Origin of the sequence: Streptomyces sp. NPDC059567 (assembly GCF_042735655.1) — a bacterium.
Classification (GTDB): domain Bacteria; phylum Actinomycetota; class Actinomycetes; order Streptomycetales; family Streptomycetaceae; genus Streptomyces.
Genome location: NZ_JBHWBS010000016.1, coordinates 43,338 through 53,997 on the forward strand (window position 1 = coordinate 43,338; position 10,660 = coordinate 53,997).

At 68.3% G+C, this 10,660-nt stretch carries 9 protein-coding genes; 5 read left to right on the forward strand and 4 right to left on the reverse strand.

Annotated elements, in window-relative coordinates:
* From ACFVZW_RS10835 to ACFVZW_RS10845, 3 genes are all read right to left on the reverse strand, one after another.
* Positions 1 to 1,209, reverse strand: a complete 1,209-nt coding sequence (locus ACFVZW_RS10835; protein ID WP_384519532.1) for a DUF262 domain-containing protein — start codon at positions 1,207 to 1,209, stop codon at positions 1 to 3.
* A gap of 44 nt (positions 1,210 to 1,253) precedes the next feature.
* Positions 1,254 to 4,334: a DUF3427 domain-containing protein gene (locus ACFVZW_RS10840; protein ID WP_384519607.1), complete on the reverse strand. Its 3,081-nt coding sequence runs from the start codon at positions 4,332 to 4,334 to the stop codon at positions 1,254 to 1,256.
* Positions 4,335 to 4,478: 144 nt separating this feature from the next.
* The gene (locus ACFVZW_RS10845; protein ID WP_384519534.1) at positions 4,479 to 5,483 is read right to left on the reverse strand and encodes an SEC-C domain-containing protein; all 1,005 of its coding nucleotides are present in this window, start codon (positions 5,481 to 5,483) and stop codon (positions 4,479 to 4,481) included.
* A gap of 63 nt (positions 5,484 to 5,546) precedes the next feature.
* Between ACFVZW_RS10845 and ACFVZW_RS10850 the strand changes: the two genes are divergently transcribed.
* The gene (locus ACFVZW_RS10850) at positions 5,547 to 6,323 is read left to right on the forward strand and encodes a class E sortase (protein ID WP_384519536.1); all 777 of its coding nucleotides are present in this window, start codon (positions 5,547 to 5,549) and stop codon (positions 6,321 to 6,323) included.
* On the opposite strand, the gene ACFVZW_RS10855 is transcribed toward ACFVZW_RS10850, so the two are convergent.
* The gene (locus tag ACFVZW_RS10855; RefSeq protein WP_384519538.1) at positions 6,277 to 7,656 is read right to left on the reverse strand and encodes an MFS transporter; all 1,380 of its coding nucleotides are present in this window, start codon (positions 7,654 to 7,656) and stop codon (positions 6,277 to 6,279) included. The genes ACFVZW_RS10850 and ACFVZW_RS10855 overlap by 47 nt on opposite strands.
* A gap of 111 nt (positions 7,657 to 7,767) precedes the next feature.
* Between ACFVZW_RS10855 and ACFVZW_RS10860 the strand changes: the two genes are divergently transcribed.
* The 4 genes from ACFVZW_RS10860 (at position 7,768) to ACFVZW_RS10875 (ending at position 10,437) form a co-directional block, all read left to right on the forward strand.
* Positions 7,768 to 8,298, forward strand: coding sequence for a winged helix-turn-helix transcriptional regulator (locus ACFVZW_RS10860; protein ID WP_384519540.1), 531 nt, complete (start codon positions 7,768 to 7,770; stop codon positions 8,296 to 8,298).
* A gap of 10 nt (positions 8,299 to 8,308) precedes the next feature.
* Positions 8,309 to 8,638 (forward strand): DUF6412 domain-containing protein, encoded by a 330-nt coding sequence (locus tag ACFVZW_RS10865; RefSeq protein WP_384519542.1) that lies wholly within the window; start codon positions 8,309 to 8,311, stop codon positions 8,636 to 8,638.
* 81 nt (positions 8,639 to 8,719) lie between these two features.
* Positions 8,720 to 9,442: a YidC/Oxa1 family membrane protein insertase gene (locus tag ACFVZW_RS10870; RefSeq protein ID WP_384519544.1), complete on the forward strand. Its 723-nt coding sequence runs from the start codon at positions 8,720 to 8,722 to the stop codon at positions 9,440 to 9,442.
* Between the two features lie 137 nt (positions 9,443 to 9,579).
* Positions 9,580 to 10,437 carry a fumarylacetoacetate hydrolase family protein gene (locus tag ACFVZW_RS10875; protein WP_384519545.1) on the forward strand — a complete coding sequence of 286 codons (858 nt, stop codon included), beginning with the start codon at positions 9,580 to 9,582 and terminating at the stop codon, positions 10,435 to 10,437.
* Positions 10,438 to 10,660: the final 223 nt, after the last annotated feature.

Genomic DNA, 10,660 nt, shown 5'->3' on the forward strand with positions numbered 1-10,660 from the left:
TCAAACAATGATTCGGTTGTTGTCGAACCCGGGGATCGGTACCGGGAGTCCGATCGCTGATTCCAGCTCCGTTCCCCAGAGGCTGAGTCGACGATGAGTGGCGAGAGGGGTTTTTGTCGTAGTCTGGATGGACTCTACGAATCGCGTGTTGTTCTCACAGAGGTGCTTGAATGCTGACTCGACTTCAGAGCGGTTCTCGATCGCCGCTTCGGCGATTTCTGGATTGGCGAAGTAGTAGGTCATGATGTCGAACACGGCTCGGTTGAACCGGCCCTCGTAATCTCCTTCCGACCAACGGTAGAAGGAATTGCTACCGAAAACCTCGAACGTTGCATCGATCGACGTCTCGCATGAGGTCCCCGCCTTTCTGATCTCGCCCTCCTTTTCCTCCCAGGAGTCATTCAGGGTGTTCACTGTTCCATCCAGGAACGATTTGAGGTTTCCGGTGTACTCGTTCAGTCGGTACCGGAAGGCGAAGTATCGGAGCATTATTTCGACGTCTCGCATGCGGAAGTCTGGCTTCTTGATGCGGAGCGCCATCTGAAGCCATGTGCTGGCCGATGCGGCATCGTCCAGGTAGTTTGTGAATTGGCCAGGGTGGAGGGCCTGGCGGAGCTCCTGCGGTGAGAGCCTGACGCTGCCTGTGTTGAGGCGAAGAAAGACAAGATTGAGGAACTCTTCGTTGGGCCACCGGCGGACAACTACAGTGCGGATCGTTTCGTTGAGGAAAGCATTCAGGTCGTCGACCAGCTCGCTATCGTTCTCCATCTTTTCCAGGGTCTTGAGTCGCAGATCCTCCCTGACCTCAAGACTTGTCAAGTTGAAGCCCTTAAACCCCTGTTCCTCATCCGAAACAGCGAACGAAGATCCTGCCGCGAATTGACGGAGGGCAAGGAGTCGCTGCTTTCCGTCGAGAACGATGAACTTGCCTCGCTGCTTCTTGTCTTCTGCGAGGACGATCTGCGGGATGGGTAGTCCAAGGATGAGTGATTCAATAAATTTGCTTTTCCTCCCCCTATCCCAGGCGTCGCGACGCTGAAACTTCGGGTTCAGTTGAATGTTGCCGCGGCGTAGCTGGCTGAGGATTGTTTCCGTGGTCCAGTCGGTGTCGGTGACAACTGCGCGCGTGACGTCAGTAGACGACACGTTTGAAGGTTCGTTCTCCTCGCCGTCCTGGTCGTCGTACGCTTCGTTTCCGTTTTCGTGCAAGCGTGCCAATTTATCTACCTCTGTTTATGATTGCGTGAACGTTTCTAGCCGGCGGAGATGGTGGAGTACGTCCACACGTCAGCTGGAATCTCGTGCCCCAACTTCCAGGTGATCCCCATGGGGTTGCTTCCCTTGTGCTCGACGTACGTGGCCGGGCCGAGGAGCATCCAGGGCTGAGGACCACCGATGTCCGTCTTCTTGTAGCGGCGGACGAAGAGGAGGACGTGGGAGCCGTTCTCCTTGTGTGTCTGGTACCGGACGCCTGTGGGGGACGTCTCCGACGTCTGGTTCTGGGACTCCCAGTGGAAGAGGATGTCGTTCAGTGCGTAGTCCCGGTAGCGCGTCTGCGGGGAGAAGTCCTTCTCGTCCTTCTCCAGCGTGATCAGCAGTGCGTCCGTCTGGATGTCCTCGCACCATTTCACCCCCTCGCGGAAGTGGCCCGGCATGAATCCGCCGATGACCGACTGGCCCAGGGCCGGGAGGATTTCCTCTCGGCTGTAGGAGGCGTGGACCGTCAGGGGGAGTTGGCCGAGAGGGCCGATGAGGGGTACCGGGACGTGGTCGGTCTGGTCGAGGGCATACGCCAGGACCTGGCGGAGTTCGTCACGCAGGGCGTGCTGGGGACGCAGTGCGTCCAGCGCGTCTTGGTAGTCGGAGTAGCCGCCGCCTAGGGGCCACAGAGAGAAGAAGAGCATGCGGGCGTAAGCCCGCTCGATCTCGCTGAGCTCGCTGTAGGGGGGAGCGTCGTCGACGAGGAGCCTCGTGTAGGTGTCCGCTCGTCGGGGATCGTCGACGTGAAGGAACGCGGAGACACGCTTGCGGAGGGCAGCCTCACCCGGCGGGCCAGACTGAGGGAGCAGACCTGATCGGCGGAGGAGGCCAGTCCAGGAGTTTCCGTTGCCGCGGTAGATCTCCTTGAGCTCGCGCCCGCTCTTCTTGAGATAGCCCGAGAGCCGAGTCTCGCCGTACTGCCCGACCTCGCGGGCCAGTTGCGTCACGTTGACACTGATCTGGCTGCGGATGTTGTCGATGATCAGGTCCTTGGCTTTGGGCTCAAGGATGATCTGGCAGCCAGACGGAAGCTGAGGAAAGTCATGCTCGATGTTCGCGAGCAGGCGGTTCCTCGTCAGGCTGGTCAGCGCGCGGAACTGTTCCTCGAAGCGGAACTCCTTGCGGTGCTGACCGATGAAGTCGAGGACGGTCAGAACCGCCTTGCCTTCGCTGCGTCGAAGCCCGCGCCCCAACTGCTGGAGGAAGACGGTGGCGCTGGACGTCGGGCGCAGTAGAAGGAGCGTGTCGACGTCCGGGATATCCAGACCCTCATTGAAAAGGTCCACGGAGAAGATCACTTGGAGGCTCCCGGAGCTCAGCGCGGCGAGTGCCTCCCTGCGTTCTTCTCGCGGCGAGTCCGCTGACAGCGCTACGGCGTTGAGGCCGGCGCGGCGGAAGAAGTCCGCCATGAAGCGGGCGTGGGCCACAGAGACGCAGAAGCCCAGGGCACGCATGGAGCCCGGGTCGGTGACCTTGTCCTTCACCGCCTGGACGACGAGTCTTGCGCGAGCGTCGTTGCCGGTAAACAGGTTGCTGAGGGCCGTGGCGTCGTACGCCCCGCGCTTCCAGGTGATAGCGCTCATGTCGGTGTTGTCGGTGACACCGAAATAGTGGAACGGGCTCAAGAGGTCGTTTTCCAGCGCCTCCCAGAGCCGCATCTCCGCTGCGATGCGCCCGTCGAAGAACTCGTCCTGGATGTTTCGGCCGTCCATGCGCTCTGGCGTGGCGGTCAGGCCGAGCAGCTCAGCGGGGGTGAAGTGATCGATGATCTTCCGATACGTGGGCGCCACGCCATGGTGGAACTCATCGATGACGATGACGTCGAAGTGATCGGGGGCAAGGCTGTCCAGCGTGCGAGTGTTGAGCGACTGGACGCTCGCGAAGACGTGGTTCCACTGTTCCGGCGTGAGGCCGCTGTGGAGTTCCTCGCCGAAGTTGGCGTCCAACAGAACGTCTTGGTACGTGCGGAGGGACTGGCGGAGGATCTCCTGCCGGTGGGCGACGAAGAGGAGCCTCAGGTCGCGGCCGTACTTCTGTCGCAGACGCTTGTAGTCGAGGGCCGCCATCACGGTCTTGCCGGTGCCGGTGGCCGCAACCAACAGGTTGCGGTGGCGGCCGTGGACCTCACGTTCCACTTCGAGACGCTCCAGCATGTCCCGTTGGTGGGGGTAGGGGCGCACCTCGAGACCAGAGAGAGTGATGTGGCGACCTGTGGTGTTGTCCGTTCCGCGGCCGGCGACATGGAGGGCTTCGTCAAGGCGCCGGGAGTCGCTCTCGGGGGCGTACGGTTCGAACGCCGAGTCGCTCCAGTAGGAGGCGAAGGTCGCTTCGAACTTGCGGAGGACATCGGGCGTCGCGACAGACGAGAGGCGGACGTTCCACTCCAGTCCGTCAAGGAGAGCGGCCTTGGAGAGGTTGGAACTGCCCACGTACGCCGTGTCGTAGCCGCTGTTGCGGCGGAAGAGCCAGGCTTTGGCATGAAGACGTGTGGAGCGGAGCTCGTAGTTGACCCTGACCTCGGCGTCGAACCGCTGGACGAGCCGGTCTAGGGCCCGTCGCTCGGTGGCGCCGATGTACGTCGTGGTGATGACCCGGATCGGGACACCGCGTGCGTGAGCCGCTTCGAGAGACTGCTCGATGACACGAAGTCCGTGCCACTTCACGAAGGCGCACAGGAGATCAACGCGGTCAGCGGTGGCGAGCTCGGCCCGGAGTTCAAAGCCGAGGCTCGGGTCTTCGGGGGAATTGGTAATGAGTGTGGTCTCTGAGAGGGGCGTTGCGGGCCTGATCCGGTAGACGCCCTTGGCCTCTTGTTCGGCGATGGCGAGGAGTTGGCGGGGGCCGTCGGATACGAGGTCGACCCATTCGCGAGCGCCCTCGATACTGCTCATCGACTCGAGGATGTGGTTGGCCGCGTGAACCCGCTCCTCCGCGGGCAGCCGTTCCAGGATGTGCCGTGCCGTGTCCGCGACATGCCGGGCGATGACGTGGGGTGCTGAAGCCGGGCCGACGGTGTCGTCGATCGCATGCCAGCCCTGATCTGCCAGCCCCTTGAGCTGGTTCTCGAGACGCATGGTGATGAGCTGCTCGTAGAGTCCCGAGATCGGCTCGTTGGCATCGATCGGACCGGCCACTGTCGTCCCCTCCCCGTTCAGACCCTCCCAGTGATATCAGGCGTCACAGAGAGTTCGATCACGACATGGGGATATTCGGCTCCTTCACTCCGCCCCGTGGCACTCCCCATAAGTCCGCCCCGACCCGCACCAGCACCCCGCCCCCCGCGCCGGTGGCCATGCCGTGGCGCGGCCGCGGGCGGCCAGGGTGGTGGCGTACTGGGGGAGTAGGGAGGCGTTCGAGGGGGACGTGGATTCGGAGGCGGCGAAGGCTTCGTAGGAGGGGACCGTGGCCGGGACGATGCCCAGGTTGGGGGTGCCCGCCGCCGACAGTTCGCGGAGGGACGCTTCGATGTCCGTCAGGTGGGCTCGGTACGTGGGGTACTCCGCCTCGAGTTCCGGGTACGAGGCGAGGAGCTCGTCCAGTTCCCGTTCCGGCCAGTGGAGGACCGCCACCGGGAAGGGGCGGGAGAGGGCCGTGCGGTAGGAGCCCAGTTCGCTGCGGAGGCGGGTGATCTCGGCCTGGAGTTCCGCCGGGTCCGAGGAGCCGAGCGACCACAGGCGCTTCGGGTCGTGCAGCTCGTCCAGGGGGACGTCCCCCGTGTGCAGCGTGTCCGCGAGGGTGTCCCAGCCGTCGTGGGGAAGCGCCAGCATCCGGCGGACCCGGTGGCGGGTGGCGAGCAGCGAGCGGGTGGGGTGCGGGAGGTCCGCCGGCGCCGACTCCGGTGCCAGCAGATGGGCCGCCTCCGTCGCGTACGTCTCCGACAGCTCCAGCTCGTCATGGGACTCCAGCGTCTCCACCACGATCTCCCACGGCCCCGCGTCCGCCGGCGCCGACGCCCGCACGCCCTCGATGATCGCCCGCGCCTCCGGCTCGTGGCCGTACTCCCACAGGTTCGCCGCCTTCAACGCCCTGATCAGGTGGGGGGAGGCGGGTGAGGAGGACAGGAGGGTGTCGTACAGCGCCGTCGCCTGCGGCCGCTCGCCCGCCAGCTCCAGATGCGCCGCTGCCTGGAGGAGCAGCGGTTCCTGGTCCTCGGGGTACCGCGCGGCGGTGCGCAGCAGGCGCTCGGCTTCGGTGGCGTGGGCGGCAGGCGTGTCGGGGCGCATGTCGACCACCGTACTGCTGTACGGCCCTGGAGAGTTGGCGCGTCAGCGCTTATCGTGCCCCGCATGCGGGACAGGGTGCCGGTCGTCGTCCAGACACGCGGGGTGCGGAGCACACCCGCCCGCGTGCTGTGGGTCGGTGCCGAGGCCGTCATCACCTGCGGGGTTGTCCTGCTGCTCCTCGTCGTCCACCAGCTCTGGTGGACCAATCAGCAGGCCCGCGCCCAGGCCACCCAGCAGGTCCGCGCCCTTGAACGGGAGTGGGAGGGATCACCTCCGGCACCCTCGGTCGAGGAATCGCCTCCCGTGGAGGGAACCCCCGCGCCCGTCGAGTCCGTCGCTTCCCCGGAGGCCGAGGCCGAGGCCGAGCCTGCGGCCACTCCTTCCTCAAGACGCCCTCCCCTCTCCTCCGCGTACGCCATCCTCCGCATCCCCCGCATCGGCCTCACCGCCCCCGTCGCCCGTGGCGTCGGCAAGCGGTCCGTCCTCGATCGCGGGTACGTCGGGCAGTACCCGGACACCGCCGCCCCCGGACGCCCCGGCAACTTCGCCCTCGCCGGGCACCGCAACACCCACGGCGAGCCCTTCCGCTACATCAACCGGCTCCGGCCGGGCGACCGGATCCGGGTGCAGACCAGGGAGCGGGAGTACGAGTACGTCGTCGATCAGGTGCTCGCCCAGACCGCTCCCCGCGACACCGGCGTCATCCAGCCCGTGCCCCGCTCCCTCGTCAAGCCCTCCTACGGGTACTCCGCCCCCGGCTCCTACCTCACCCTGACCACGTGTACGCCCGAGTTCAGCTCCGCGTACCGGCTCGTCGTCTGGGCGAAGCTCGTACGGTGACGGCGGCGCCGACCAGGCCCAGCGCCGCCGACACGAGCAGTGCCGTGTCCGCGCCCGCCGTCGCCAGCGCGATCGTGAGGGCCGCGCCCGCCGACGAACCGATGTAGCGGGCCGTGTTGTTGGCCCCCGAACCCATCGCCGCCCGCTCCGGCGGTACGGAGTCGACGGCCAGGCTCGGCAGCGCCGCGTTCAGCAGGCCGCTGCCCACGCCCGCCACGAACAGGCCGGGCAGGAGGCGGAGCCACGAGCCGTGCGGGGAGGAGAGCGAGCCCAGGAGGCCGAGCACGCCCGCCGTCGACAGGACGAAACCAAGCGCCAGTTGGTGCGGGGCGGAGACCCGGCCCGCCAGCCTGCGGGCCTGCAGCGCCACCACGAACGCCGTGCCCGACCACAGCACGAACATCCACGCCGCCCCCAGCGCCGACATCCCGAGAACGCGCCGGAGCAGCGCCGGAAGGAAGCTGAACAGGCCGATCACCGCCAGGCCGGTGAACAACGCCCCGGACATGGCCGCGAGGAAGGCCGGGCGGCGGAAGAGCGCCAGGTCGACCATCGGCGTACGGCTCCGGCGCTCGACCGCCACGAAGACCGCGCCCAGCGCCACCGCGGCGCCCGCCAGCAGGCCCACCGGCGCGCGCAGCCAGCCGTCCCGGCCCAGGGTGAGCGCGGTCAGCAGGGCGGCCAGGGACAGGCCGAGGGCGAGCGCGCCCGCGATGTCGGGCCGGCCGCCGCGCGGTGCGCGGGACTCGGCGAGGGTACGGGTGCCCAGGGCGGCGACCACGAGCGCGGCCACCGCCAGCACCTCGTATGCGAGACGCCAGTCGATCAGGCTCAGCCCGCCCGCTAGCAGCGGGCCCAGCGCGATTCCAGCGCTCACGAACGCACCCCACACGCCCGTCGCCCGTACCCGGTCCCGGCCGGAGGGGTAGGCATGCGCCAGGAGCCCCAGGCTGCTCGCCAGGACGGCCGCGCTCGCAGCGCCCTGGGCCACGCGGGCGAGGGTGAAGGTGAGCGTGGAGGTCGCGAAGGCGCCCAGTCCGGTGGTGAGTCCGAAGGCGAGGGTGCCGAGCAGGAAGACCCGGCGCCTGCCGTGGTCGTCGGCGAGGCTGCCGGCGATCAGGAGGACGACGGCCAGGCCGAGCGGGGTGCCGTTGAGCAGCCACGCCTGCGCGGAGGCGGGGGTCGAGAAGGAGGCGGCCATGTCCGGGAGGGTGAGCATCGGGGCCGTGTAGTTCATCAGCGCGAGGGTGGTGGCCGCGCTGGTGATCGTGAGGGTGGCGCCTGGGCGTGAGGTCACAGGCGTGCGGGTGGGAGCGGAGGAGAGCTGGGGCATGGGGGCCTCGACGGATCGTCTTGGTGGACCGGATTCATCTGGTCGGTTCAGTGATTGAACCTTACGTCGGTCGGTTCGGTCAATGAACCCCGGGGCTGTACCCTCGACCTCATGGCCCTCGGAAAGGACTACGCGGCACAGCAGTGCTCCATCGCCCGCGCCCTCGAAGTCATCGGCGAGCGCTGGACCCTGCTCATCGTCCGCGACGCCTTCTACGGAGTGCGCCGCTACAACGACTTCCTCGTTCACCTCGGCCTGCCCCGCGCGGTCCTCGCCGCCCGCCTCCAGGCCCTCGTCGAGGCCGGCGTCCTGGACAAGCGCCGCTACCAGGAATCGCCGCCGCGCGACGAGTACGTCCTGACCGAGCGCGGCCTCGCCCTGTGGCCCGTCCTGCGCACGCTCGGACGCTGGGGGCGCGACGAGGTGCCCGGAGCCCCGGCCGTACGCCAGTTCCACCACGCCGACTGCGGCACCGAACTCGGCCCGTACGGCGAATGTCCGGCCTGTCGCGTTCCCGTACCGGCCGCCGACGTCGAGTTGCGGCCCGGAGCCGGGCTCGATCCGGACCCCGCCGATCCGGTCAGCCGGGCGCTGCTCCTGCCCCGCCGACTGCTCGTCCCCCTCGAAGCCGATCGTGTATAACGGCTGATACATGACGAAGCGAGCGGCAACGAGGGAGGGAAGTGCGGTGATCGGCAACCTGCTGCTGCGCGTGCTCGCTCCCCTCTTCTTCCTGCTCGCGCTCGCCGATCTCCTCCTCTCCGACGGCTCCAGCCTCTCCGCCGCCGTCGCCCTCGCCGCGACCACCGTCGTCTGCGCCCTCATCGGCGCCTCCGCGCCGGCGTCCGTACCCCCGACCCGGGTACGCACCGCCCTGCGCGATCGCGAGCGGCGCACCGCCTTCCTGCCGCAACGCGACCCCGATGCCTCCGGCCGCCGCAGGCCCCGGGCACCCGGCCGTCCCCTCCCGACGGCCGCGTAGGAACACCAGCACGACCCTGCGCGGATCCGTCATGCCGAGACGTCCTTCTTCCGGCACGACGAGACCCCTCGGAGGGCTCCCATGTCCGTTTTCGCTTCCCTGGTCGAGCAGCTCGCCGACCTGCTCCAGCCGCTCTTCGCCACCACCGCGACCGCCGCCGCGATCGTCCTGTTCACGATGCTCGTCCGGCTCGCGATCCATCCCCTCTCGCGGGCGTCCGCCCGCGGACAGAAGGCCCGCACCCGCATCGCCCCGCAGCTCGCCGAGCTCCGCACCAAGCACGCCAAGGACCCCGAGCGGCTCAAGAAGGCGGTCATGGAGCTGCACGCGAAGGAGAAGGTCTCGCCCTTCGCCGGCTGCCTGCCGAGCCTCCTCCAGGCGCCCGCGTTCCTCCTCATGTACCACCTGTTCTCCGGCGACCGCATGGCCGGCCACACCCTCTTCGCCGCCCCGCTCGGCGACCACTGGGCCGACGCCCTCGGCCACGGCGGCGCCTTCGGCCCGGCCGGCCAGGTCTACCTCGTGCTCTTCGCGATCGTCGCCGCCGTGGCGGCCTTCAACTACCGCCGTACGAAGCGGCAGCTCGCCGCGCAGCCCCTGGACACCGGACTCCCGGCGACGCCGGGCGCGGACACGATCAACAAGGTGATGCCGCTGCTCTCCTTCGCCACCCTGATCACCGTCGCCGTCGTCCCGCTCGCCGCCGCGCTCTACGTCGTCACCAGCACCACGTGGACCGTCTTCGAGCGGGCCGTCCTCTTCCGTGAGCAGCGCCCCGCGGAGGCCCTCGCTACTCAGGCGTAAGGGTCCAGTCCGTGAACGGGGTCTTGCCGAGTGGTCGAAACTCTTGGAGGATCGACCAACCTCCGATGGCCGCAACCCATCGGCCGGGGATCAGTAGGGCCCGACCCTGGGCCCTCCTCGACCACAGGGAGAAGACCATGAAGCTGCTGCGAGTCGGTCCGGCGGGTGCCGAGCGTCCTGCCCTGCTCGACCAGGACGGGACGCTGCGCGACCTGTCGGCCCTGGTCGACGACGTCGACGGCAGCCTGCTGGCCGACGCGTCCGCGCTCGACCGGATCCGGGCGGCCGTCGGGGCCGGCGTGCTGCCCGCGCTCGACGCGACCGGGCTGCGGATCGGCCCGCCGGTCGGCCGGATCGGCAAGGTCGTGTGCATCGGGCTGAACTACCACGGGCACGCGGCCGAGACCGGCGCGGCGACCCCCGCCGAGCCGGTGGTCTTCCTCAAGTCCGCCGACACGGTCGTGGGCCCCGACGACACCGTGCTCGTACCCCGCCGCAGCACCAAGACGGACTGGGAGGTCGAGCTGGCGATCGTCATCGGCCGCACGGCCCGCTACCTGGAGACCGACGAGGAGGCCCTCGCGCACGTCGCCGGTTACGCGGTCGCCCACGACGTCTCGGAGCGCGAGTTCCAGATCGAGCGCGGCGGCACCTGGGACAAGGGCAAGAACTGCGAGACCTTCAACCCGCTCGGCCCGTGGCTGGTCACCGCCGACGAGGTGCCGGACCCGCAGGCGCTGTCGCTCAAGCTCTGGGTCAACGGCGAGCTGAAGCAGGACGGCAACACCTCGGACCAGATCTTCCCGGTCGCGGAGGTCGTCCGGTACGTCAGCCAGTTCATGACCCTGTACCCCGGCGACATCATCAACACCGGTACCCCCGCGGGCGTCGCGATGGGGCAGCCGGAGCCGAAGCCGTATCTGCGGGCCGGTGACGTGGTGGAGCTGGAGATCGACGGGCTCGGCCGCCAGCGCCAGGAGCTCAAGGACGCGTAGCGCGTCGGCCGGGCCGGCTGACGGCGTAACGGACCGGCCGCCCAGCTCCAAGGACACGGGGCGGGCCGGCCCGGTACCAGGGCACGCGAGCCCGGCAGGATCCAAACGAGAGGCCCTGGGCAACTCGGGACAGCCGAAATGGGGGGCGCGGCGGGGAGATCCGGAGGGGGGGCGCCGAGGGGGGGGGGGGGGCGGGCGGTGCGGCCCGCGCTGTGGGGGCCGG